The organism is Neobacillus sp. Soil_C_43, assembly GCF_057656715.1.
Genome location: NZ_JBDGJV010000033.1, coordinates 1 through 25,111 on the forward strand (window position 1 = coordinate 1; position 25,111 = coordinate 25,111).

Consider the following 25,111-nt stretch of genomic DNA (forward strand, 5'->3'; position numbering starts at 1 on the left):
CGGCGCTTGCGCCTGCGGGGTCTCCCCTGAACCGTACTCCCACAGGAGTCTTCGAGCCTTCCGCTCCAATCAACAGGTTATATAAATCAACACTGTTCTTTAACACAGCCATTTTTTAATTATACTTTTATTATAAGCGAAAAAAGAGACTGACTCAAAAACTAAGGAGTCAGCCTGTTACTTGCCATTATTCTTGTTTAGGTAAGATATTCATACTTTCAATATGATTTTTTGCCTCGTCATCGCCTAATTTGTGGAGCATTCCATATACTCTCTGAATAGTTTGATCATAAGCATCGTTTTCTCTGTCATAATGATACTGAACATAAGGAACATGGGCTCTAAAAAAGTTCTGCCACTCAGTGGAGTAATTTTCATCAAACAGTTCGCGCAGCTGGGTTATTTCTTCATCGTCAGCTTGAATTTTATAACTCCATGTCGAGCTAGTGGCGCTTTGTGAAATTTCACCCGTCCCAACATCTATATAATACGTTTTCTTTTGCTCATTCATCAATTTCATCCCCTTTTACCTATAGTAGTCCACAAATGAGAAAAATTTATTCTCTTTCAAATTTCGACTTTTTTTTAGAAATGAATACGCTATAATGAGCATACAATCAAGAAAACAGATTTTTCAGTCAATTTTTTCCAAGGGTTTATTTTATCTTAATATGGGAATTCAATAAGTTATGAATGCAAATGATTATTCTAAGGAGGTGTGGCAATTGAAATTGGTCGATGAGTTATATGAAATGTATCGAAATAAGCTAACTGGTGACGAAGAGGATATTGATATGCTTACATTTGCCTTTTTAGAAGAAATGACACATGAAGATCTTTTAGCTTTAATTCAAGAAATGGATAAACAAGAACTATATGATTTAATGGGGCTTTACTTAATAGAAAGTCTTAAAGGGAAATTTGCACAGGAAGAATATGGGCAACTTCGCACAAATACTTATTATCCTAGAAATATTCATTGATTGTACATACCACTGGAAAAGAAAAGCGGAAGCGCCTTGGTCAGCCCCGACAGGCAAATGTTCTTCTGCAAGAAAAGTCGCTCTTTGACTTTTATTGCAGAAGGTTATTTGACCCGAGGGGCTAGGCGCTGGAGCTGGACAATTCTCAAAGTCGATTTTTATGCTTTATGATTAATTTTATATTTAAGGAGGCTGTCCAATCAGCTTCCTTTTTAATTGTTTTTTAATCAATAAAGGTCTATTCATGATACAATGGGAGGAGATCAGGAAGTTAAGGAGGCCATAGCTTTGTATACGGTATTTGTCGTTTGTATTGTCATTGTCATTGTTGTTTTACTATTAGCTGTAGTAACTACTTCCAAGGCCTATTCCTATAAACATACAATCGATTCTTTAGAAGAAAATGCTCATATTGACCACATGAATAAACAAGAGAGTAATCAGGAAAATAAGCCGAAATAAAGAGGTTGACCCGAGTCAACCTCTTTTCATTTTATTTGGCTCTATTAAACTAGTCTGTTGATTTCCACTCCAGGCGCGAGCGGTTCGTGGGCGTTTCGGCGAGCCTCCTCGGCGCTTGCGCCTGCGGGGTCTCCCCTGAACCGTACTCCCACAGGAGTCTTCGCGCCTTCCGCTCCAATCAACAGGTTATAAAATCAACAATATTCTTAACACAGCCTTTTATTTATGCAAATACTTGTTTTAAATCCTCTTTACTTTGCTCAAGCCAGAAACGCATTAGGCGTTTGGCTCCTTCTAAATCATGCAGTTTTGCTTGACCGCATTGTCTTTCATTTGCAGCAGGGATATCAATGATTTCAACTGCATCCTTCATAGTATCCTCAAGAAGATCGATAATCTCCTCTACCGTTGGTTCACCGCTTACCACTAGATAATAACCTGTTTGGCAGCCCATTGGTGAGATATCAATAATATCAAAGTGATCATACTTCTCTGAATGCTTACGAATATTAAACGCAAGCAAGTGCTCCAATGTATGAATCGCATCTGGTTTCATAGCTTGCTTGTTTGGCTGGCAAAAACGAATATCATATTTATTAACAATCCCGTCACTACCTACCTTATGAACACCACAGTGTCTTACATAAGGGGCTTTAACAGCATTATGATCTAAATCAAAGCTTTCAACTGAAGGCATTAAGAATCACTCCTTTTATAATCTACCTACTACTATACCGCAAAAACCAAGTTTTTTCATCTACTTAGTACAGTTAAGCATTTAGACGTCCATTGTAAAATATGGTATGTTTACATTAATCGTTATTAGGAGTGAAACCCGTGTTGAAAAAATTTTTTATTTCAATTATTCGTTTTTACCAAATTGTTATTTCACCCATCAAACCACCAACATGCCGCTTCTATCCAACATGTTCCCATTACGGTTTAGAGGCTATACAACGGTTTGGTGCCTTCAAAGGAGGCTGGCTTACCCTAAAACGAATTTTAAAATGTCATCCCTTTCATCCAGGAGGCTTAGATCCTGTTCCTGATAAAGAGAAGCATTAATTTTTATAACCATCGACAACTAAATCTAGCCTTCCAGTTTTAGGGTCAATGATTAAACCATGAACTGGCACATCCTTCGGCATTAAAGGATGGTTTTTAACAATTCCTACACTGTGTACTACGCTCTCAGTCACATTATCAAAACCATGCAGCCACTGTTCAATATTGATCCCAGAGTATGTAAGAGTATTAAATGTTTCTTCTGAAATTCCCCGCTCTTTCATACTATCAATTACAGGCTCTGCCTTTAGGCCGCTCATTCCACAATCATGGTGAGCGATGATAAGAACCTCTTGTGCCTTCAACTGATAAAGTGCAATCAGAATACTTCTCATAACACTTCCAAAGGGATGTGAGACAATGGCACCTGCGTCCTTAATAATTTTTGCATCCCCATTACCCAAATTTAAAGCCTTCGGCAATAACTCTAATAAACGAGTATCCATACAAGTGAGGATCACCATTTTTTTATTTGGAAATTTGGTTGTTTCATATTTCTCATATTCATGTTTTTCCACAAATTGGTGATTGAACTCTAAGATTTCATTTAACAATGTTGATTTTTCCATTTCTTAATCCCACCCTTCTATATAAGCATACATAATATGCCTTGTTTAAAACAAATATTATACTTGCATTTTTGGCTTTTTTTTTGTAAGATACTAGAGGAAATCGGAATCGTTCCGTATTATACACTTTTATTTCTTATTTCTATTCTAAAATTTTTTTGACAAATAAATCGTAATAAATCCGATTTAAATATAGTGATGAGGAGTTCTTATGAAAAAAATTATTCTATTACTTTCTTTGTTATTGCCATTAGCACTTATTTTATCAGCATGTTCAGACGGTACCCAACAGTCACAACAAAAAAAAGACAAATTAACTATTTATACAACGGTGTTCCCCTTGCAATATTTTACAGAACGGATTGGTGGTAACTCAGTCGATGTAAAGACCATTTATCCACCTGGCGCCGATGAACATACTTTTGAGCCATCTCAAAAGGATATGATGAATTTGGCCGATTCAGACTTATTTTTCTATATTGGGCTTGGGCTCGAAGGCTTTGTAGAAAAGGCAAAAAGTACATTAAAAAATGAAAATGTAAAGCTGGTGTCAGTTGCCGATCAACTTCAACTGCCAAAGGAAGATAGCACTCTTCATGAAGAAGAGGAAGATGACCATGAGCACATGGGTGATGTAAACCCACATGTATGGCTCGATCCTATTTATTCAAAGGAAATGGCAGCCGTGATTCGTGATCGATTAACTAAAAAAATGCCGAAAAATAAAGACCTTTTTGAAGCCAATTATCAGAAGCTGGCAACGGAACTAGATGAACTCAATACTCAATATCAGCAGACGATTTCAACTGCAAAGCATAAAAAAATAATCGTTACCCATGCTGCATTTGGTTACTGGGAAAAACGGTATGGCATTGAACAAATTAGTATTTCCGGGCTTTCAACAACGAATGAACCTACACAAAAAGAACTTGAAAAAATAATCTCAATTGCTGATCATGACGGCTTACACTATATTCTTTTCGAACAAAACGTCCAATCTAAGCTAGGAAGAGTTGTTCAAAAGGAAATTGGAGCAAGAGCTTTACCTATTCACAACCTTGGCATATTATCAAAAAATGACATTAAAAACAAGGAAACATACTTTACATTAATGGCTAAAAATCTTGAATCATTAAAAACTGCATTAAATAATTAATTACCTTCCTCCCGAGTCATCGGGAGGTTTTTTTATATGAATAGAAAAAATTACATAATCCTCCTTAACATGTAAACAATACATTTATACGTGTTTAACTAGAGAGGGAGATTCACATGGAAGATTTATTAATTGCAAGGAGTCTATTCGGAACAACCATGGGCTTCCATATTATCTTTGCTACTATTGGGGTTGGATTACCCTTTATGATATTGACTGCTGAGCTCATTTATCAAAAGACGAAGGATATTGAGTATGTGGTCATGGCTAAAAGATGGACAAAAGCATTTGCCGTTCTTCTCGGTGTAGGCATTCCTACCGGTACCATCGCCGGGGTACAGTTGTCCTTGCTATGGCCCGGGTTCATGGAAGTGATTGGAAAGGTAATGGCATTACCTTTTCAAATTGAGATTTATGCTTTCTTCATAGAGGCCTTATTTATGTCCATCTATGTCTATGCCGCAGAACGCATTGCACCATGGATGAGAATTACGAGTTTACTCCTCGTTGCCATTGGAGCAATGGGGTCAGCTGTATTGATTACCAATGTCCATGCCTTCGAAGGGACACCAGCTGGTTTTAGTATCGTCAATGGAAAGATTGTAGATGTAGACCCATGGGCAGCTTTCTTTAATCCAAGCTTTTTCGTAACCGCTGGTCATGTAGCACTATCTGCTTATACAACAGGGGCCTTTATTGTAGCAACAGTCTCAGCCTATAAAATGCTAAAAGCAGATCGTCCTTCAAGAATTTATCAATTCCATCAAAAAGCCTTGTTGCTGAGTCTTATTGTAGGCGGTCTTTTTTCTTTATTAACTGCTCTTAATGGGCATGAATCTGCCCAACTACTTCATGAATACCAACCAGAGAAGCTGGCAGCTGCTGAAGGGTTATTTGAAACGCAGTCCCACGCACCACTCGCGATTGGTGGATTTACGGACCGGGAAACAGAGACCATAAAATGGGCGATTGAAATACCATGGGCATTAAGTTTTTTAGCTGGAAATAGTTTTGATACCGTTGTTAAAGGGTTACACGATTTCCCTAAAGAACACTGGCCGCCACTGTTTGTTCATACCCTGTTTAATGGAATGGTTGGTATCGGTTCCCTACTCATACTGATTTCCTTTCTTGGACTTGCATGGAAACGAGTTTTGAAAAAAGACCACTTTCCGAAATGGTTAATGTGGCTCTACGTGCTTTCTGGTCCATTGGCGGTTTTAGGAATTGAATTCGGTTGGGTCTTTGCCTGCACCGGTAGGCAGCCATGGACCATTTATCATGTGCTTTCTACAAAGGATTCCGTTACTACGGCAACCAATTTAGGGATATTATTCATCCTGTTTGCGATTGTCTATGCGATTTTAGCCTTTTCAGTTCTTTTTGTCCTTCGGTATTATTTCAAGAAAAATACCGTTATTGATGACCTAAACCGTGCGGACCAAAAAGGAGTACCACTGTTTAGTTCAAATTCATAAAAAGGTGGAACTATCATGTTGGATGTCTATCTTGCAATAACAGTATTATGGGGATTTGTGTTTATCTATGCTGTTATGGCTACAATGGATTTTGGCGCAGGATTTTGGTCGATGTTCTACATTAACCGTAGAAAAGCAACAGCTACAAGCATTGCTAACCGCTACCTATCCCCGACATGGGAGGTAACCAATACGTTTATTGTGGCACTTGTTGTTGCCGTCTACAGTCTTTTTCCGAGGGGTGCCTACACGCTGGGTACAATTTTATTAGTCCCAGGGAGCCTAATCTTATTGCTGCTGTCAATCCGCAGCGCGTTTTTAGTCTTTTCTAATATAGCTGAGGAATACAAAAAACCACTTACATACATTTCTGGCATATCAGGTATACTCATTCCAGGATTATTAATTAGTGTACTCCCCATTACCCATGGGAACTATGTGGATTTCTCAGGGAACCGGCAAACCTTAGATTTAGCTGGATTGTTTACGAGCCCCAATGAATATGCCTTTTTCGGATTTGCCCTAACAAGTACTCTTTTCCTTTCCTCTCTTCTATTAGCGGACTATTCCAAAGCCTCAGAGGAATTCGAGGCTTACCGTGTCTATCGGAGAGATGCATTGTTTATTGGGCCCATTTCTTTAATAATGGCATTTCTTATTATGTTTACATTAAAAAATGAGGCAGCTTGGATTTATGGAAAAATGATGAAAGACCTTCCACTACTTTACCTATCACTTGGTTGCTTTTTAGTCGGTGGGCTTGGCTTATTGTTGCCATCTCAAAAGACAAAGACACCCGGCTGGCCTCGACTATCTGTTATTGCTATAACCGCACAATATTTAGTAGCCAGTTATGTGTATGGGAAGGCGCATTTGCCTTATATCGTCTATCCTGAAGTGACGATCCATTCTGCTTTTACTGACCCTAATTCTTTTCGAGCTATTTTTATTACTTATATTGTTGGTTTTGCCATTTTGTTTCCTGGATTTATTTACTTTTGGAGCTTATTTATGAATGATAAACGCTATTTAAGACAAAGCAAAACAAGCATTCCTAAAAAGTAATATCCCTATTCTGGCAGGCATGTTTTCCATAAAATCATCAAATGCTATTCCTGTATCTTAATATCCAATAAGGAGTGATACAACAATGGCTAAAGATGTGTTATGTGAGGTAAATAATTGTTCATACTGGGCCAAGGGAAATAAATGTAGTGCTGAGCAAATTTATGTTGTTAGCCATACTGGAGATACGGCTGATAACAAAAGAGAGACGGATTGCCAAACGTTTGAGCCGAGCGGATTGTCATAAAAGAAGAAGAACCAGTCTTTGTGTTCAAGACTGGTTCTTCTTCTTTTTTAAAACGAAAAACTCTGTTTAGTTAAAAGGACTTGTTGTAGTCTTTTTTCATTAATTTCGACTCCAATCCCTGGCTCTCTTGAAACTGGTATAAATCCATTTTCTACTTTTACTTCAGGGGTAATGATATCTTCATCCCAAAAACGATTGGAGGCACTGATATCGCCTGGTATTGTAAATCCCGGTAGAGAAGCAAGGGCAATATTGTGAGCACGTGATATCCCGAATTCAATCATGCCGCCACACCAAACAGGAATATCCTTATCTAAGCAATAGTCATGGATTCGTTTGGCCTCATGTAGACCTCCAACACGCCCCACTTTAATATTGATCACTTTACAGCTTTCGAATTCAATAGCCTTTCTTGCATCATCAAAACTAACAATGCTCTCATCTAAGCATATTGGGGTTTTTATTTCCTTTTGAAGTAGGGAATGTTCAAGAATATCATCGTGTGCCAGCGGCTGCTCAATCATCAATAAGTTAAAATCATCTAAAGCTTTTAAACGAGCTATATCGTTTATTGTATAGGCAGAATTTGCATCCGCCATGATTGGAATCTCAGGATAATAGTGCCGAATTTCTGATAGAAAGGAGTAATCCTGATTCGGACTGATTTTCACTTTGATGCGTTGATAACCTTCATCTAGATATTGCTCTATTTGATGCAACGCCTTTGATGCTGAGTCTGTTGCAACGACCACACCAGAGGCAATTTCCGACCGAGTTCCTCCCAGTAATTTAGATAAGGACTGTGAATGGATTTTCGCATATAAATCCCATACAGCCGTTTCTATGGAAGCCTTTGCCATATGATTTCTTCTAATGGAGCTAAAAAGCGAGTGAAGGTCCTCCGGATGGGCAATCGGATTTTTTTGTAAAATTGGAATTAAGAACTCCGTTAACATATGTAAGCTAGTTGAAACCGTTTCTTCTGTGTACCAAGGAGAAGAAAAAGCAACGCCTTCCCCAAACCCTGTTACGCCATCTTTATTTGTCACCTTCACTATAATACTTTCCCGATTATTAACCGCACTTAAATGAGTTAAAAAAGGAGACTTTAAGGGCATCTGAATGACAAAAAGTTCAACTGATGCAATCTTCATCATTTATATCTTCCTTCTTTTAGCCATTCTCGAAGATTCCTTCTCAATAATTTCTTTGCAGCATTTCGAGGCAAACTTTCGGTAAAATAGAAAGCTTTTGGTACCTTGTATTTCGCAAGGCGTTGTAAACAAAACTCTCGAAGCTCATCTTCCTCAACTTTTTTACCATGTCTTAAAACAGTAAATGCAACGGGTACCTGTCCCCATTTCGTATCTTCTATCCCTGTAACACCTGCTTCAGCTACAGCTGAATGGGCGAGCAAGACAGATTCAATTTCAGCAGGGTAGATATTTTCTCCCCCTGAAATAATTAAATCTGACCTCCTGTCAACCACATACAAAAATCCGTCTTCATCAAGATAACCGATGTCACCCGTGTAAAACCAGCCATTCCGTACTTTATCTTTTGTCGCATCCGGCCTATTTAAATAGCCAGGTGTCACATTGGGTCCTTTAACGACAATTTCACCAGCCTCACCTGGTTCTGCCGAACGTTCATCCTCCGTCCTAATCTGCAGCTGTGCAGGGAACAATGGTTTACCGGCAGATCCAAGCTTGGCTAAACTGTACTCTGGAGAAAGTGTTACGATCTGTGAGGAGGATTCGGTCATGCCATAGGTTTGAAACACTGGAATATTTTTTTCTAAACAGGCTTGCAAAAGTGGCAATGGCGCCGGCCCTCCCCCAAGTAGCATACAACGAAAATACGAAGGCAGACGTCTTTCCTCTAAAGTATCAACAATCTTTGTAAGCATGGTTCCTACCACTGACATGATGGTTACTTTTTTAGTGGTAATATCCTCAATAGTTCTTTCAACATCAAAGTTCTCATGTAAGACAATCGGCATGCCATAGATGACACTTCGCATTAAAATGGAATAACCGCTAATGTGAAAAAGAGGCACAGCACACAGCCAGCAATCTCCTTCCATAAATCCTAAATTTAACGCAGACCCGACCGAACTCCACCAGTGGTTCCCATAGGTTTGTATAACTCCTTTTGGATGACCTGTTGTTCCTGAAGTATACATAATCGTACAGGTATCTGATAAGTTGATTTCCTCCTGTATTACTGGAGTTTTTGCTTCCACGTTAAACAAGCCACTTTTTGTCATTGTAGCTAGAGATGGTATTTCGGTTCTAATGGCTTGTTCTATATCTGAAAACGAGTCTTCAACAAGGAGAAAGACTGCTTTAGAATCATTCAATTGCCATACTAATTCTGCTGGCGTTAAACGGTTATTCAAAATAACTGCTTTTACCCCTAACAACTGAAGGGCAAACAAGATCACAAATGTGTCTAGATGATTTTTTAATAAAACAGCTAGGTAATCATCTTTTTGAACTCCCAGTGCCTGAAGCTGCCCTGCCGTCTTAAAGGAACGTTCATAAAGTTCTTTAAAGGTTAAGGTCTGCTCGTTAAAATAAACTGCCGTCCGATCCGGCGTTAAAAAAACTCGTTTCTTTATGAAGTTAGGCATTGTCTCGTATTGCATTAAATCATCGCCTTCGCTTTTTCTATTAAAAACAGCCTGATGGGAGCCATCAAGCTGTTAGCAAATTTTTTAATCAAGGAAAACGTGGGAATTGGCCAAAATCAGGTTTACGTTTTTCCTTGAAGGAATCACGGCCTTCTTTTGCTTCATCCGTTGTATAGTAAAGTAATGTTGCGTCACCAGCGAACTGCTGTAGACCGGCTAAGCCGTCAGTATCAGCGTTCATTGCTGCCTTCAAGAAACGAAGGGCAGTTGGGCTCTTCTCAAGAATTTCATTACACCATTGAATAGTTTCTTCTTCGACTTTCTCAAGCGGAACTACTGTATTTACAAGTCCCATATCAAGTGCTTCTTGTGCATTGTATTGACGGCATAAGTACCAAATTTCACGAGCCTTCTTATGTCCGATAATTCTTGCAAGATAGCCTGAACCATATCCAGCATCAAAGCTACCCACTTTAGGACCAGTTTGTCCAAATCTAGCATTATCAGCAGCAATCGTTAAATCACATACCACATGAAGAACATGTCCTCCACCAATTGCATATCCCTTAACCATGGCAATGACTGGCTTAGGAATCACTCGAATTAAGCGTTGAAGATCAAGAACATTTAAGCGTGGAATTTGGTCTTCTCCCACATATCCGCCATGTCCACGAACTGATTGGTCTCCACCAGAACAGAATGCCTTATCACCAGCACCTGTTAATACAATAACCCCGATACTAGAATCATCGCGTGCAAAAGCAAAAGCATCGATTAACTCCGATACGGTTTTTGGTGTAAACGCATTATGTACGTGCGGACGGTTAATTGTAATTTTTGCAATCCCGTTATATGTTTCATATAAAATCTCATCATATTTACGTCCTGCAATCCATTCTACTGTCAAAATGATATCCTCCTTTATTAGGTATTAAGAAAGTCACTTACTATTGTACCAAACTTTTCTTTTTCTTCCACATGAATTGCATGTCCACTGTTTTCAAAAATTGTCCAAGTTCCGTTTTTCAACTCTTTGAGCATTTTTTCCGCTAGTAAACAAAACTTATTATCTTTTTTACCAGTAAGTAGCAGGACATCCATTTCTAGTTCGTTCAACCTTCCCCACCAGGAAGGCTGTGCCCCAGTGCCCATGCCTAACAAGCTATTGGAAAGCCCTATCGCCGAATTGTTTAAACGTTGACTCCTTATGGATTCATTGATTGACTTAGGCAAGCTCTTCATGGTCGAAAATAAGGGAATCTCCTCCCAGTAATCGACAAATGCTTGAATTCCATGGTCTTTTATAAACTTTGCAAGTTCAGCATCTTTCATTCGGCGAAGTTCTCTTTCAGTCTCTGTTAATAGTCCTGGAGAGGCACTTTCTAAAATCAACTTACGAACTCTTTCAGGAAAGAGTATAGCAAAGGTAAGGGCAAGTCTGCCACCCATTGAATAACCAAGCAGATCCACTTGGTGCACCTCAAGATGATCGAGGAGCTTGTTTAAATCATGAGCAGCAGATTCTATATGATACCGCTCTATTTCTTCAGGGGACTCCGTTTTCCCATGTCCAATAATGTCAGGAAGGATTAACTTAGAACGCTTACACCAATCCTCAACAAAAGGAGTCCAGGTTGTTACATCTCCCGTAAATCCATGTAAACAAACAAAAGGAAACCCATTTCCATAAACATCGACATGATAGGTAAGCCCTTCAACCACTACATCCATTAACGAGCTCCTTTGACAAATTCTGATATTTCCTGGGAAACAGAACGCCAAATTTCGCGGTGCTCATCACGATTTTTTTCTCTGTTCGTTGCCACCTCGTATACATTAATACCAGACTGGTGAACTGATTTTTTCATTTCCAATTCAAACTGATCCCAATTTTGGATTTTTGAAAAGTTTCCATTAAACATGCGAACGGCGTGCTCAAATTCTATGTTTAACGGTGTACCAAACAATAGTTCAAAATTCTTAGGGTGTTCTGACTGTGGAAGGAAGGAAAAGATTCCGCCCCCATTATTGTTCACTAGGATAATATGGATATCAATATTGTAAAGCTTTGCTGCAATAAGACCATTTAAATCATGGAAAAAGGTTAAATCTCCTAGCACGAGATATAATGAATCAGCATACAAGGAGGCTCCTAGTGCTGTGGACACAGTACCATCGATTCCGTTAGCACCTCTGTTAGCCATGATTTTAATGGATTTACCATTATTATGAAAGAAACTATCTAAGTCGCGAATCGGCATGCTATTTCCAACAAAAAGAGTTGAACCTTCCGGCAATAAATCTGCTAATTGGTAAAACAGACGCCCCTCACTTAATTCTGTGATATCTCGTATTTGGGTCATATTTGATTTCGTCAGCTCGTTAACCTTACGCCATTCTTCTAAAAATGAAGAAGATACTTTGCTTTCATTAAAGCTAAGCAGCTTCTCACAAAATAAAGTTTCATTACAAAAAATCATTTCAGTAGATAACGATGCAGGGTCACGCCAGCCTCCACCACCATCGATTACATATTGCTCCGCTTCATGATTTTCTTTTAAGAAAATCGTTAATGCTTTCGAGATCGGCATTGCCCCGAATCGAATCACCACTTCCGGCTTCAGAAAGGCTTTGGCATCTTCATTTCGTAAAAATGTATCATACGTTTCAATTATGTTTTCATGACTATGTTTCCCGCTTCTTAATTGAGATAACGGGTCCGCCAATATTGGATAGTTTAATGAGGTGGAAAGTTTGGTCACAGCATCAGCAAAATTTGTGTCTTCGAGATTCCCACAAACAATGATGCCTCTCTCTTTTCCCATTAACTTTTCTGCCATTTCTTTAAAATACTCATCATCTATAGTTAATTCGCCATTATGAACCTTCACATATCCTTTTGGCCGTTCTGCTAATTGGAACAGATTTCCATCCAACCTAGGGATAAGCGGTTCCCTAAATGGAAAATTCAAATGGACTGGTCCAGATGGTGCCCCTGTTGCTATAGCCGTTGCGCGAGCACAGACTGTCCGGGCGTAACGAATCATTTCGTCACTATTCTCTGGTAAGGCCATTTCCGCAAACCACTTAACATGTTTTCCATATAAATGAATTTGGTCAATTGCCTGTGGGGCACCCACTTCTCTTAACTCATGAGGTCTATCTGCAGTCAGCACAATTAACGGCACCCTAGAGTAGCGAGCCTCAACAATAGCTGGAAAATAATTAGCTGCAGCAGTGCCCGAGGTACAAAGAATGGCTACCGGTCTGTTTGTTGCTTTTGCTATTCCTAAGGCAAAAAAAGCCGCTGATCGCTCATCCACATGGATATGAACCTTCAAATCAGGGTGTTCCGCCATTACCATCGCCATGGGGGTAGACCTTGAGCCCGGGCTTACGACAACATCTGTTATCCCTGAAGAAAATAGTTCTGCAACAAAGGCAGCGATATATGCGGTTAAAGCTTCTTGATGATTCATATTATTGTCCTCCAAGAGCTCGAAGCATGGGTCTAAACTTCAAACTCGTCTCCAAATATTCACTTTCTGCATTCGAGTCTGCAACCACACCACACCCAGCAAACAACGAAGCCTCTTTACCCTGGATTAGACCAGAACGGATCGAAACTGCAAATTCACCATTCTGCCTATAATCAACCCAGCCTAACGGAGCAGCATAAAAACCACGGTCTAAATCCTCCACCTGTCTAATTTTTTCAACTGCCGCCTCTTTCGGTAACCCTCCGAGTGCAGGAGTAGGATGAAGTCGTTCAACTAATAACAATAAGGAAGCAGCACAATTGCATTTTCCAATTACTGGTGTGTACAAATGTTGAATATCTCTAATCTTCATTAACTGCGGCTTAGCTGGGAGAATGATTTCTTCACATGATTCTTCTAGGGCTTCCTTAATCATTTCCACCACATAACTATGCTCGATTAAGTTCTTCTGATCGTTTAATAAGGCGTCACCTAAAATACGATCTTCCTCTTCGGTCTTACCCCTTGAAATAGAACCAGCAAGACATGTAGAGTACACTTCAGTCCCTTGTTTTTTAACAAGCCTCTCTGGTGAAGCACCGATAAAGCAATCCCCATTCGACTCAAAAGCAAAAATAAAGCTTTCATGTTGCTGGTTGTACAAATTATTCAGTACATCCTCAGCCTCTACTAAGTCGTTAAAAACAAGTCTCAATTCACGAGCAAGAACAACCTTTTTTAACGGACCATTTGTTAACTCATTCACAACTCCATCAACAGTGCTTTTCCATTTTTCAGGTAGTATCTCTCTTTTTTCAACTAATGCACAAGGTAGTGATTTATATTTCCGTTCTAAAGAACGTAATAGTTGATTTCTTTCTTCAAGAATCTTGCTGAATAAAGACAAGTCATCATGTGGTGTACAAATTGTGTTGATGGTTAAAAAGGCCTTTCCATGAACAATACTTAATAAGTATTTAGGAATATGAAATAAGGAATCCGCAAATTTAGACCAGAGCTCGGTTTTTTCTTTATAAGGGTCAAATGAAAAACCACCGAACATGACAGGACCAGTACCGATCTCGTTAAAGTCGTTGTAAATAAGGCTATCCTTTAAGAAGTTTTTCCACTCTTTCTCAACAAGAAAAAAGCGGTCAGTAGCCTGATCCGACTGAATTTGTTTAGAAATCCCAAGTCCAATGAGAATGATCTCATTTGTAGGATCCTTCCAGAAAAAACGTTCCCCTTGGTAGCAGTCTTTTCCTGCATTAAAAAATTGTAGTGGGTGAATCATGTCCATTTGATGAACTTCACTTATTAAAATCGGCCGACCGAGTTCTTTCGCACGATTAACAGCTGAAAGACCCCTTTCCATTATTTCCGTTTCTTGAATGGTAACCAAACAAATCCCTCCAAAACAGCCGAAATGACTGTTATCCATTCATTTTAAGCTTTATATAAGATACTATTCCCATTGTAAAGAAGTCAATATTACTTGTCACTACTAAAACTGCCTTCATTCCTTATTATATATCAAATTGTCACCTTTTGGGTGAAAACGGATTTATCATTACTTTCATTGTCCCACGAACCAACTAATAATAGTCGAACAGGTATTATCTTCTAGTTTTGATAGCAAAAATTAATTGACACTATTACTGGAATTCCATACACTTAGTTTTGGGCATAAGCCCATACAATACTACTAATTGAACTTCATATAGAGAATAAATTTTAGAAAAGGGAGAAAATTATATGCAGCCAAATATACAGCAGAATTCGAAACCTGCCGTAGAATCAAATCGAGGCTTTCAAGTTTGGTGGCAAATGACCCGTCCTCATACATTAACTGCTGCTTTCGTACCGGTTTTACTAGGTACTGCACTTGCATTAAAGTTAGGCACCATTCACTTTGTGCTATTTTTAGCCATGTTAATTGCTAGTTTATTAATTCAAGCGGCTACTAATATGTTTAATGAATACTTTGATTTTAAACGCGGCCTTGATAATGAACATTCAGTCGGAATTGGCGGCTCTATTGTCCGTGACGGAATTAAGCCAAAAACAGTTATGCAAATTGCTTTAAGCTTATATGGAATAGCCCTTTTATTAGGAGTATATATTTGTTTAAACAGCAGCTGGTGGCTGGCAGCAATCGGCCTCGTTTGTATGGCAGTTGGCTATCTATATAGCGGTGGTCCACTACCGATAGCTTACACACCATTTGGTGAATTATTTTCAGGCTTTTTCATGGGAATGTTAATTATTCTGATTACTTTCTTTATCCAAACAGGGACTGTTTCCAAGACAAGTATCCTTATTTCCATTCCAATATTAGTGTTGGTTGGCGCGATTAACTTTTCAAATAACATACGTGACCTTGATGGGGATAAAGAAAATGGCCGTAAAACATTAGCCATTCTTATTGGAAAAAAGAAAGCCATCCGCTTATTAGCTGTCATGTTTATCTTTTCTTACCTTTGGATTCTTGGGCTTATCATTAGCAATGAGGCACCAATTTGGACAGCAGTTGTTATACTTAGTGCACCGAAAGCAATCAAAGCAATCAAAGGCTTTATCGAAGGTACGCTGCCAATTCAAATGGCACCAGCAATGAAGGCAACTGCCCAAACCAATACGATTTTTGGATTTTTATTAGCGATTGGGATTTTTATCGGACATTATATTTAAATAAAACGAAGAAAGCTTCTGCCATTTTAGCAGAAGCTTTTTTGTTAAATTGATTTAATTCCCCATATACCATCCGCGTACTCTTGAATGGTTCGGTCACTCGAAAAATAACCTGCATGAGCAATGTTCGTTAAACTCATTCTTTGCCATCTTAAAGGATCAATAAACGTTTCTCCAACAGAATGCTGAATATCAGCGTAGGAAGCAAAATCCTTCAAGACAAAATATTGATCGTTTTCTTCAAGTAATGAATCAAAAATAGGCTCAAATTCGTTGTAGACTCCAGGAAAAAATCCGTTTACCAGTTGATCGACTGCCTGACGAATTCTAACATCATGGTGATAATAGTCAACGGATTGGTATCCTCCATGTTGATAATAATGGAGAACTTCTTCTGCACTTAGACCAAATGTAAAAATATTTGAGTCGCCCACTAATTCCTTTATTTCAATATTTGCACCATCTAATGTCCCTACCGTTAATGCGCCATTGATCATAAATTTCATATTTCCCGTACCTGACGCTTCTTTGCTTGCCGTTGAGATTTGTTCACTTACATCTGCAGCAGGAAAGATTTTTTCAGCTAAAGAAACACGATAATTCTCAAGGAAAATGACTTTCAAGCGGTCATTCACTTTTGGGTCATTATTTATTTTTTCAGCCACCGTATTAATTAATTTGATAATTTTCTTTGCATAATAATACCCCGGAGATGCTTTTGCACCAAAAATAAACACTCTTGGTACAAGCGAGAAACTAGAATCCTCTCTAATCTTATTATAAAGGTGCATAATATGTAACACATTTAACAATTGACGCTTGTAGGCATGAAGTCGTTTTACTTGAACATCGAAGATTGCCTGTGTATCCACAGCGACTCCTGTTTTATCAAGAATAATATCTGCCAGTACCTGCTTATTTTCATTTTTTATTTTAAGGAGCTGCTCTAAAAATGCGGTATCATGTTGAAAATTAAGTAAGCTGGAGAGTTCTGTTCCTGAATAGGTCCAGGATTCCCCAATCGACTCAGTGATAAGGGATGATAATTTCGGGTTGGCTTTGAGCAGCCAGCGGCGGTGTGCAATTCCATTTGTCTTGTTATTAAACTTTTCAGGATATAGCTGATAGAACTGATTCATCTCCCGCTGCTTTAAGATCTCCGTATGCAGCTTCGCCACACCATTGACACTAAAGCTTCCGACAATCGCTAAGTGGGCCATTTTTACAAAATCATCTGCGAGGATTGCAAGTCCCCTTATTCGCTCCCAATCACCTGGCGTTTGAGTCCATAATTCCCGGCAAAACCGTTCATTAATTTCTTCAATAATCATATAAATCCTAGGTAGTAATGGCTGAAAAATATGGATTGGCCATTTTTCCAAGGCTTCTGATAGGGTTGTATGATTGGTATATGAGATGGTATTTTGCGTAATTTCCCATGCCTGCTCCCAATCGAATCCTTCTTCATCAATAAGGATTCTCATTAACTCAGGAATAGCAAGTACTGGGTGAGTATCATTGATATGAATACAAATATGTTCATGGAGCTGATTTAAGCTCGTATGTTGTTTTCTGTAGCTTTTAATAATGGATTGGATACTAGCTGAAACGAGAAAATATTGCTGTTTTAATCTTAAAATTTTTCCCTCATCATGCGTATCGTCCGGATATAAAAACTCAGAAATCGATTCGGTTTCTCGCTTATATTTTAAAATATCCTTATGAAAAGGAAATTGCGATGGTTCCGCATTCCAAAGCCTTAAAGTATTAATGGTATTTGATTTATATCCTATGACTGGCATATCATGAGGCACAGCTGTAACGGTTTCCGCATTTAGATGTTGAAAGACCAGACGTCCATTTTCCATTTTGGCTTCCACCTTACCCCAAAATGGAATTTTTACCGCATAGTCTACTTTCCTAATTTCCCAAACATTTCCGCTCCGCAGCCATTGCTCAGGCAATTCCACTTGATAGCCATCCACAATTTTTTGTTCAAATAACCCATGTTTATACCGAATTCCGTGACCATGTCCCGGAAGGTTAAGGGATGCTAGGGAGTCTAAAAAGCAGGCGGCTAATCTACCTAAGCCGCCGTTTCCTAAACCCGCATCCGCTTCTAATTCTTCTAACTCTCCCAAGTCAATCTCCAGTTCTTGAAGACCTTCTTGGACAGTTTCTTCGATTCCTAGATTGATTAAATTTTGCCTTAGTAACTTTCCTAATAAATATTCAATGGAAAGATAATATACCTGCTTACCTTGGGCAGCAAGGTACCGTTCGTTTGTTGCAATCCAGTCATTACTCACATATTCACGAATCATATTCCCTAGTGTTTGATAGTGGTCTCTATTCGAGCTTTCTGAGAAACTCTTCCCACACAACATCTCAAGCCTCTTTAAAAAGGTCTTCTTAAACTCAGTGGTACTAGAAAACATGGGTTTCACTCCTTGAGATGAGCTCCGCGTAGAGCTGGTTATATCGGAATGCGGACTGTGCCCAGCTATAATCCATTTTCATTGCTTGTGTGACAATGGTTTCCCATACATCACGGTCATGATAAAAGCTAATCGCTCTTTGAATAGTATAGAGCATGTCATGAGCATTAAAGTTTTTAAAGGAGAATCCATTTCCTTCACCAGTAAATTCATTCCAGGCATGGACTGTATCGTTTAAGCCTCCCGTTTCACGAACAATTGGTACCGCACCATATTTCATTGCGATCAACTGGCCGAGTCCGCATGGTTCAAACAAGGATGGCATTAAAAATAAGTCTGCGGCTGCATACAGCTTATGGGCAAGCTCTTCATTAAAACCAATATGAACTTTTAATTTTTCAGGATAAATTCGGGCAACCTGTCTCAAATGTTCTTCGTATTCGTAATCCCCAGTGCCAAGTAATATGATTTGGATATCTTCTTGTAAAAGATCACGCAGCACACATTTCACTAAATCAAGTCCCTTTTGCTTCGTTAGCCTTGAAATCATTACGAGTAAAGGAGTTCTTGAGCTTTGTGGCAGGTCAAACCGTTTTTGAATCTCACTCTTATTGATTGATTTTTTTTGGTGAGTATTCACTGTATAGGTTTGGTAAATCAATTCATCTTTCGCTGGATTGTAAAAATCCTCGTCTATTCCATTTAGAATACCAAGGAGATCTTCGTTTCTCTCTCTTAGAAGTCCATCCAGTTTCTCACCAAAGACTGGCGTTTGAATCTCCTCTTTATAGGTCGGGCTTACAGTGGTGATTTTATCTGCTGCAACCAATGCACCCTTCATAAAGTTAATATTGCCAAAAAACTCTAAGGTGTTGGGACGAAAGACTTGATTGTCGAGGCCAAGTAAATCACTAAGCACCTCTTTAGGAAATATACCCTGAAATTGAAGATTATGAATCGTAAACATCGTCTTAATTAGACCGTATCCTTTTCTCTTGTAATATTCCGTTCTTAATAGAAAAGGAATCATCGCCGTATGCCAATCATGACAATGCATGACATCTGGGAAAAAATTCAATTGAGCGATGGTTTCAAGTACCGCCCGATTAAAATAGGCAAATCTCTCGCCATCATCGTAATAGCCATAGAGATTTTCCCGCTTAAAATAGTATTCATTATCTACAAAATAATAGGTAACACCTTGATAAGTAAGCTCTTCAACGCCACAATATTGATTTCTCCAGCCAACAGAAACAGTAAATTCTTTTATCTTTTTCATTTCCATTTTATACTCTTCAGAAATGGTTCCATACTTAGGTAATATTACTCTTACATCTGTTCCTAAATTTTTTAGTTCTTTTGGAAGTGAACCAGCAACATCTGCTAGACCTCCAGATTTCGCAAATGGACCACACTCCGAAACAGCAAATAGTACTTTCACGAGTTCATCAGCGCTCCTTGTTTCGTCCCTTTTCGAATCACATATGGGGAAAGAGCAGTTCCGACTAAGTGGGTTCCTGCCTCTACTCTCACATCTTTATCTAGAATAACTGAATCTAGATAACAATTATCTTCTATATGGCATTTCTGCATGATAATACAGTTTTTAATCACTGCCCCTTTACCGATCTTAACTCCACGGGAAACGATACTATTTTCAACATGACCCTTAATTAAACAGCCATTTGCAATCATTGCGTTTTTCACTTCTGAGCCTTTTACATATTTGGTCGGAGGTTCATCCTTTACCTTTGTAATAATCGGCTGTTCTTTGATAAAGAGTTTTTTCCATATATCAGGCTGCAACAGGTTCATGCTAGTTGAAAAGTAGTTTTCAATGGAATCAATCATTACCGCATGACCCTCATAATTATAGCGGCAGATTGTGTAGTCATTATGTAGATCATTTACTACATCCTTCATGCACGTATATCCTGTTTCATTTCTTGTTTCAATTAGCTTTATTAACAAAGAGGTCTTAATTAAATACATCTCCATTGGACGGCCGTCTTTATGATGGATTTCAGTGATATCACATCCATTTTCACTATGCCAATTAAGAACAGAATGAAAGGTCATGTTGAAAACGGTATAACAATTAGAAATAATTGCATATTCTTGGGTGCTTCGATAAAAGAAGTCCAAATTCGCGGCAAAATGCTCAAAGGATCCAATTTTATTTCCATCATTATCAACAATCGGAGACGGGAAAAAGAAAAGTCCATCCCGCTTTCGATTCAGGTCCCAGTTTTTCCCTGAACCAAGATGATCCATAAGCGAGCGATATTGCATTTTGGGAAAAATGGCTACACTTCGGATCCCTGAATTCACCATATTTGATAACACAAAATCTATAATTCGATATCTGCCTGCAAAAGGTAGTGCAGCTAGTGAACGGTGGGTTAATAAATCTTCTAAATCCTCATGGTACGTAGTGGCATCAATAACGCCTAAAAGCTTTCTTTTCACTCCGAAACCCTCCAATTAATAAAATGGGAAACGCTTTTTCAAGGGGGCTACTTTAGCCCCTTGAGATTAATTAAAAAGCAGGATACAGTCCGCTTATCATTTCGTTCGTAACTAAAACAATCTCACCATCAAAAGAACGAATCACTGTTCCGTCTGGTACATGAACATCGCATGGAACAATCGCTTTTTCAATCAAGCAATTATTTCCGATTGTGGCATCTGGCATAATGACAGACTCTTTAATAATAGAGCCGCTTCCCACCGTCACCCCTTGGAATAATACAGATTGCTCGATTTCACCTTCAATCGTACATCCCTCGTTGATTAATGATTCCTTAACCACTGCATTTGGTGATATATATTGTGGAGGCTGGTTCGGATTGACAGAGTATATTCTCCAGTCATGATCAAATAAATCTAGGTCACAATCCTCTCCTAACAAATCCATGTTTGCTTCCCAAAGGCTTTGAACCGTTCCGACGTCCTTCCAATACCCTTTAAATGGATAAGCGAACAATTTCTTATTTTCCTCTAATAGCATCGGAATGACATCTTTACCAAAATCATGGCTTGAATCAGGATTTCTTTCGTCCATTTCTAAAAATTCCTTTAGGACATTCCAGCTGAAAATATAAACCCCCATGGAAGCAAGATTGTTCTTTGGATTCGCTGGTTTTTCCTCAAACTCTACTATTCTCATATCCTCGGTTGTATTCATGATCCCAAATCGACTTGCTTCGACCCACGGCACCTCGATTAAGGAGATCGTTACATCTGCCCTTTTTTGAATATGATAATCAAGCATACTTTCATAGTTCATTTTGTAGATATGGTCTCCGGAGAGGATTAATACATATTCCGGCTGATATTGCTTCAAATAATTTAAGTTTTGATAGATGGCACTTGCAGTACCTGTATACCACTTTACTTCTGAAGACTCACTGTAGGGTGGTAAAACAGTAACTCCGCCATCTTTACGATCAAGGTCCCATGCACTGCCAATTCCAATATAAGAATTTAACAACAAGGGTTGGTATTGAGTAAGAACACCGACCGTATCAATTCCAGAATTAGCACAGTTGCTTAGCGTAAAATCTATAATACGGTATTTTCCACCAAATGGTACCGCTGGTTTTGCCAAATCCTTTGTTAATGAATTAAGTCTGCTTCCTTTCCCTCCTGCTAATAACATGGCTACGCACTTTTTCTTTGCCATTTCCTTTTCGCTCCTTCCGTTTTTTAACCGGTCTAATTATTTGAAAACCGAATGCGGGAATGCTGATGTCTATTGAGTGTGTTTGACCATGGAATGGTTCTTCTAATGCGAAAATAGTCTTTTTGTTAACCATTCCCGTTCCACCGTATTCTTTTTGATCACTTGTAAAGATTTCTCGATACTCTCCTGGTAGAGGAACACCGACTTTATACTCTGGGTATCTGGCAGCAGTAAAGTTGCAAATAATAATTAATTGATCCTCTTCTTTTTTACCCTTTCGAATAAAGGAGAAGATTGATTGATGACTGTTATTTGCGTCAATCCATTGAAACCCTTCCTGTAAATGATCCAGTTCATAAAGGGCTTTTGAACGCTTATACACCTTTGTAAGCACCTTGACATAGTCATTTAAGCTCCGGTGCATGTCATAGTCCATTAAGTGCCAATCAAGTTGTTCTTTATCTTTCCATTCGGCAAACTGCCCAAATTCAAATCCCATAAATAAAAGTTTTTTTCCTGGGTGGGCAAACATATAGCCAAGGAGAAGCCTTAATTGAGCAAATTTCTCCCAATATTCGCCTGGCATCTTATCTAACAACGATTTCTTCCCATGAACCACTTCATCATGCGAAAAGGGGAGCATAAAGTTTTCTGAAAAAGCATATAAAAGTGAAAAAGTGACTTTTGAATGGGCCTGCTGCCTTGAATATGGAGGGGTTTCCATATATTCCAGCATGTCATTCATCCAACCCATATTCCATTTGTAATCAAAGCCAAGACCGCCATAATGAACGGGTGCTGTAACTTGTGGAAAATCAGTTGAATCCTCACCGATCATTAAAAAATGTGGATCGTATTCATGAATTTCTTGATTTAATTTCTTTAAAAAATTTATTCCAAATGGATTCTCACTCTTACCGTTTGAAGCATTCGGCCAATAAATGATATTTGCCACCGCATCCATTCGGAAACCATCAATATGGAAATATTCCATCCAATACCGAGCATTTGAGATGAGGAAACTTTGTACTTCTCCCTTACCAAGGTCAAAGTTTGCTGTACCCCATACAAGATTTTCTCTATCGCATTCATGCATATAAGAATAGATATGAGTACCATCAAAGCGATAAAGTCCGTGAGCATCTTTACAAAAATGTCCTGGTACCCAATCAAGAATGACACCAATACCATGCTGATGACATTGATCTACAAAATGTCGAAAGTCATCTGGTGTTCCATACCTTGAAGTGACTGAGAAATAACCTGTACCTTGATAACCCCAAGAGTCGTCGAGCGGGTGCTCGACAATTGGCAACAGCTCTATATGAGTAAAGCCATGCTCTATAACGTATGGTATTAGCTCTGAAGCTAGTTCTTGATAAGTTAAGTATTCATTGTTGGCTTTCTTCTTCCAGGAACCCATATGGACCTCATAAATGATGGCTGGTTCAGATAGGAAGTTCTTTTTTCCTCTACGATTCATCCAATGATTATCTTGCCACTTATAGTTATTTAGTGAATAAACGATCGAAGCCGTCATTGGTCTTATTTCAGAATAAAACGAGAATGGATCTGCCTTTAACAGTCTTTCTCCTGTTTGTGAGAAAATTTCATACTTATAAAGGCTTCCTGTCATGTCTTGCTTCAAGATTAGAATCCAAACGCCTTCATTGTTAACCCTTTGTAATTCATACCCTTCACCATTCCAGTTGTTAAAATCCCCTGCAAGTCTTACCTGATGGGCATTAGGGGCCCATACGCAAAAGCGGGTGTATACCTGATCGGAATTCTTGAAGATATGAGCGCCAAAGAGCTGATGACTTTGAAAGAAGTTTCCTTCATGAAATAAGTGCAACTGATAATCAGTAGGAAATAACGTGTTCACTGTCATGGCTATCCTCATCCCCATTGAAAATATGTATTACAAAGACCAATTATAATTCCAAATGGTTGATATGCCTCCAAAAACTTTTTTATCTTTTCTGACAATTAGTGTTGTAAACTGCTATAAAGAGGCATTTTCCAACAACATTCAACACCAAACGACAAATAATCTATCGTGAATCGACAGGAACCTTTAAAGTTTTTTTGATTTTTTTTATAAAAAACCTTTAAAAAAATTATTTGATTTATATCACTTTAAAGGAGTAAATTTTCAGAAAATCCAGTGTTATGTAAGCGTTAACAATTTTTATTCAGGATGAAAATCCACTAAAATGTTATTTTATTATAATATTTTTACGTGTTATTAAGTGAGTGATTGTTAAAATAGATTAAAGGGACTTTTTAGCTAGTGTGTGAGGAAATAGTCACGAAAATGGAGAGATGAACTTTTAAAGCTGCTTACGTAAAATGTGGGGGATCTACACGTTTTTCTATAAAGTCTAGAATGTAGCATTTGGTAACGAACATGTTGTCTACGTGACCCAAATGGTTGGTTGACGTTGTGTTCGGTCACGTAGGAGGTGTCTACGTTACCCTAATGATTTTTCTGCGCAGTGTTCGGTCACGTAGGAACGGTCTACGTGACCCAAATGGTCTTTTACGCTGTATTCGATACCGTAAAAAATCCACCTTAAACAATCAATAATCATAATCCAAGCTTCCCCTGAAAAAGAACACAAAAAAACTGATGATAATGTATCATCAGTTTTTTTGTATGACCCCTACGGGATTCGAACCCGTGTTACCGCCGTGAAAGGGCGGTGTCTTAACCGCTTGACCAAGGGGCCGCTAATTAAATTATATGGCAGAGAAGAAGGGATTCGAACCCTCGCGCCGGTTACCCGACCTACACCCTTAGCAGGGGCGCCCCTTGAGCCACTTGGGTACTTCTCTATATGGCTCCGCAGGTAGGACTCGAACCTACGACCGATCGGTTAACAGCCGATAGCTCTACCACTGAGCTACTGCGGAATAATAAATGGTGGGCCTAAATGGACTCGAACCATCGACCTCACGCTTATCAGGCGTGCGCTCTAACCAGCTGAGCTATAGGCCCATATTATGGAGCGGGTGATGGGAATCGAACCCACTACATCAGCTTGGAAGGCTGAGGTTTTACCAGTAAACTACACCCGCAAAATAAATGGGGCGACTGATGGGAATCGAACCCACGAATGCCTGAACCACAATCAGGTGCGTTAACCACTTCGCCA

Annotated in this window: 22 protein-coding genes and 5 tRNA genes; 8 read left to right on the forward strand and 19 right to left on the reverse strand. The window is 38.8% G+C overall.

The features are described from left to right. Window positions 1-187: 187 nt before the first annotated feature. Window positions 188-511 (reverse strand): hydrolase, encoded by a 324-nt coding sequence (locus AC3A54_RS25075; protein WP_335544172.1) that lies wholly within the window; start codon window positions 509-511, stop codon window positions 188-190. A gap of 214 nt (window positions 512-725) precedes the next feature. Here AC3A54_RS25075 and AC3A54_RS25080 point away from each other — a divergent pair, with 214 nt between their 5' ends. Together AC3A54_RS25080 and ytzI are read left to right on the forward strand one after the other, a co-directional pair. Next, on the forward strand, window positions 726-983 hold the full coding sequence (locus AC3A54_RS25080) for a DUF6154 family protein (RefSeq protein WP_308082813.1): 258 nt from the start codon (window positions 726-728) through the stop codon (window positions 981-983). 288 nt (window positions 984-1,271) lie between these two features. Next, window positions 1,272-1,445: a YtzI protein gene (gene ytzI, locus AC3A54_RS25085; protein ID WP_309859993.1), complete on the forward strand. Its 174-nt coding sequence runs from the start codon at window positions 1,272-1,274 to the stop codon at window positions 1,443-1,445. A 223-nt stretch (window positions 1,446-1,668) separates the two neighbouring features. On the opposite strand, the gene AC3A54_RS25090 is transcribed toward ytzI, so the two are convergent. Beyond that, a complete protein-coding gene (locus AC3A54_RS25090) occupies window positions 1,669-2,142 on the reverse strand; it encodes an S-ribosylhomocysteine lyase (RefSeq protein WP_308082811.1) in 474 nt (157 codons plus the stop codon). A 140-nt stretch (window positions 2,143-2,282) separates the two neighbouring features. Between AC3A54_RS25090 and yidD the strand changes: the two genes are divergently transcribed. Then, window positions 2,283-2,510: a membrane protein insertion efficiency factor YidD gene (gene yidD / locus AC3A54_RS25095; protein ID WP_335544174.1), complete on the forward strand. Its 228-nt coding sequence runs from the start codon at window positions 2,283-2,285 to the stop codon at window positions 2,508-2,510. Here the strand turns inward: yidD and AC3A54_RS25100 are convergent. Then, window positions 2,507-3,079 (reverse strand): beta-class carbonic anhydrase, encoded by a 573-nt coding sequence (locus AC3A54_RS25100; RefSeq protein WP_335544175.1) that lies wholly within the window; start codon window positions 3,077-3,079, stop codon window positions 2,507-2,509. The genes yidD and AC3A54_RS25100 overlap by 4 nt on opposite strands. Window positions 3,080-3,290: 211 nt before the next feature. Between AC3A54_RS25100 and AC3A54_RS25105 the strand changes: the two genes are divergently transcribed. The 4 genes from AC3A54_RS25105 (at window position 3,291) to AC3A54_RS25120 (ending at window position 7,025) form a co-directional block, all read left to right on the forward strand. Continuing rightward, on the forward strand, window positions 3,291-4,235 hold the full coding sequence (locus AC3A54_RS25105) for a metal ABC transporter solute-binding protein, Zn/Mn family (protein ID WP_487656626.1): 945 nt from the start codon (window positions 3,291-3,293) through the stop codon (window positions 4,233-4,235). A gap of 116 nt (window positions 4,236-4,351) precedes the next feature. Then, a complete protein-coding gene (locus AC3A54_RS25110) occupies window positions 4,352-5,713 on the forward strand; it encodes a cytochrome ubiquinol oxidase subunit I (RefSeq protein WP_309859983.1) in 1,362 nt (453 codons plus the stop codon). A gap of 15 nt (window positions 5,714-5,728) precedes the next feature. Further along, window positions 5,729-6,778, forward strand: coding sequence for a cytochrome d ubiquinol oxidase subunit II (locus AC3A54_RS25115; RefSeq protein ID WP_335546386.1), 1,050 nt, complete (start codon window positions 5,729-5,731; stop codon window positions 6,776-6,778). A gap of 85 nt (window positions 6,779-6,863) precedes the next feature. Then, window positions 6,864-7,025: a DUF1540 domain-containing protein gene (locus tag AC3A54_RS25120; protein WP_335546384.1), complete on the forward strand. Its 162-nt coding sequence runs from the start codon at window positions 6,864-6,866 to the stop codon at window positions 7,023-7,025. Between the two features lie 47 nt (window positions 7,026-7,072). Here AC3A54_RS25120 and menC read toward each other — a convergent pair whose 3' ends face one another. The 6 genes from menC to AC3A54_RS25150 all read right to left on the reverse strand — a co-directional run bounded on the left by menC (window position 7,073) and on the right by AC3A54_RS25150 (window position 14,541). Then, window positions 7,073-8,179 carry an o-succinylbenzoate synthase gene (gene menC / locus AC3A54_RS25125; protein WP_487656635.1) on the reverse strand — a complete coding sequence of 369 codons (1,107 nt, stop codon included), beginning with the start codon at window positions 8,177-8,179 and terminating at the stop codon, window positions 7,073-7,075. Next, on the reverse strand, window positions 8,179-9,675 hold the full coding sequence (locus AC3A54_RS25130; RefSeq protein WP_487656627.1) for an o-succinylbenzoate--CoA ligase: 1,497 nt from the start codon (window positions 9,673-9,675) through the stop codon (window positions 8,179-8,181). Before AC3A54_RS25130 ends, menC begins: the two co-directional genes overlap by 1 nt. 73 nt (window positions 9,676-9,748) lie before the next feature. After that, window positions 9,749-10,567, reverse strand: coding sequence for a 1,4-dihydroxy-2-naphthoyl-CoA synthase (gene menB / locus AC3A54_RS25135; protein WP_308082801.1), 819 nt, complete (start codon window positions 10,565-10,567; stop codon window positions 9,749-9,751). Window positions 10,568-10,584: 17 nt separating this feature from the next. Then, a complete protein-coding gene (gene menH / locus AC3A54_RS25140; protein WP_487656628.1) occupies window positions 10,585-11,391 on the reverse strand; it encodes a 2-succinyl-6-hydroxy-2,4-cyclohexadiene-1-carboxylate synthase in 807 nt (268 codons plus the stop codon). Then, complete coding sequence (gene menD, locus AC3A54_RS25145) at window positions 11,391-13,139, reverse strand: 2-succinyl-5-enolpyruvyl-6-hydroxy-3-cyclohexene-1-carboxylic-acid synthase (RefSeq protein ID WP_487656629.1); 1,749 nt, start codon at window positions 13,137-13,139, stop codon at window positions 11,391-11,393. Before menD ends, menH begins: the two co-directional genes overlap by 1 nt. Window position 13,140: 1 nt before the next feature. Beyond that, entirely contained in the window at window positions 13,141-14,541 is a 1,401-nt protein-coding gene (locus AC3A54_RS25150; protein WP_487656630.1) for an isochorismate synthase, read from the reverse strand. A gap of 353 nt (window positions 14,542-14,894) precedes the next feature. On the opposite strand from AC3A54_RS25150, the gene AC3A54_RS25155 reads away from it, so the two are divergent. Then, entirely contained in the window at window positions 14,895-15,830 is a 936-nt protein-coding gene (locus AC3A54_RS25155) for a 1,4-dihydroxy-2-naphthoate polyprenyltransferase (RefSeq protein ID WP_487656631.1), read from the forward strand. 44 nt (window positions 15,831-15,874) lie between these two features. On the opposite strand, the gene AC3A54_RS25160 is transcribed toward AC3A54_RS25155, so the two are convergent. The 10 genes from AC3A54_RS25160 to AC3A54_RS25205 all read right to left on the reverse strand — a co-directional run bounded on the left by AC3A54_RS25160 (window position 15,875) and on the right by AC3A54_RS25205 (window position 25,034). Then, a complete protein-coding gene (locus tag AC3A54_RS25160; protein WP_487656632.1) occupies window positions 15,875-18,268 on the reverse strand; it encodes a glycogen/starch/alpha-glucan phosphorylase in 2,394 nt (797 codons plus the stop codon). Then, complete coding sequence (glgA, locus tag AC3A54_RS25165) at window positions 18,258-19,709, reverse strand: glycogen synthase GlgA (protein WP_487656633.1); 1,452 nt, start codon at window positions 19,707-19,709, stop codon at window positions 18,258-18,260. Before glgA ends, AC3A54_RS25160 begins: the two co-directional genes overlap by 11 nt. Further along, window positions 19,706-20,737: a GlgC family sugar phosphate nucleotidyltransferase gene (locus AC3A54_RS25170; protein WP_335546367.1), complete on the reverse strand. Its 1,032-nt coding sequence runs from the start codon at window positions 20,735-20,737 to the stop codon at window positions 19,706-19,708. Before AC3A54_RS25170 ends, glgA begins: the two co-directional genes overlap by 4 nt. 70 nt (window positions 20,738-20,807) lie before the next feature. Beyond that, window positions 20,808-21,953, reverse strand: a complete 1,146-nt coding sequence (locus AC3A54_RS25175; protein ID WP_308082793.1) for a glucose-1-phosphate adenylyltransferase — start codon at window positions 21,951-21,953, stop codon at window positions 20,808-20,810. Continuing rightward, window positions 21,895-23,844 carry a 1,4-alpha-glucan branching protein GlgB gene (glgB, locus tag AC3A54_RS25180; RefSeq protein WP_487656634.1) on the reverse strand — a complete coding sequence of 650 codons (1,950 nt, stop codon included), beginning with the start codon at window positions 23,842-23,844 and terminating at the stop codon, window positions 21,895-21,897. Before glgB ends, AC3A54_RS25175 begins: the two co-directional genes overlap by 59 nt. Before the next feature lie 769 nt (window positions 23,845-24,613). Continuing rightward, window positions 24,614-24,685: transfer RNA gene (locus AC3A54_RS25185), tRNA-Glu, on the reverse strand. A gap of 15 nt (window positions 24,686-24,700) precedes the next feature. Further along, window positions 24,701-24,791 (reverse strand) — tRNA-Ser (locus tag AC3A54_RS25190). A 3-nt stretch (window positions 24,792-24,794) separates the two neighbouring features. Continuing rightward, window positions 24,795-24,869: transfer RNA gene (locus AC3A54_RS25195), tRNA-Asn, on the reverse strand. Window positions 24,870-24,877: 8 nt separating this feature from the next. Then, a tRNA-Ile gene (locus AC3A54_RS25200) sits at window positions 24,878-24,954 on the reverse strand. A 6-nt stretch (window positions 24,955-24,960) separates the two neighbouring features. Beyond that, window positions 24,961-25,034 (reverse strand) — tRNA-Gly (locus tag AC3A54_RS25205). Between the last annotated feature and the right edge of the window lie 77 nt (window positions 25,035-25,111).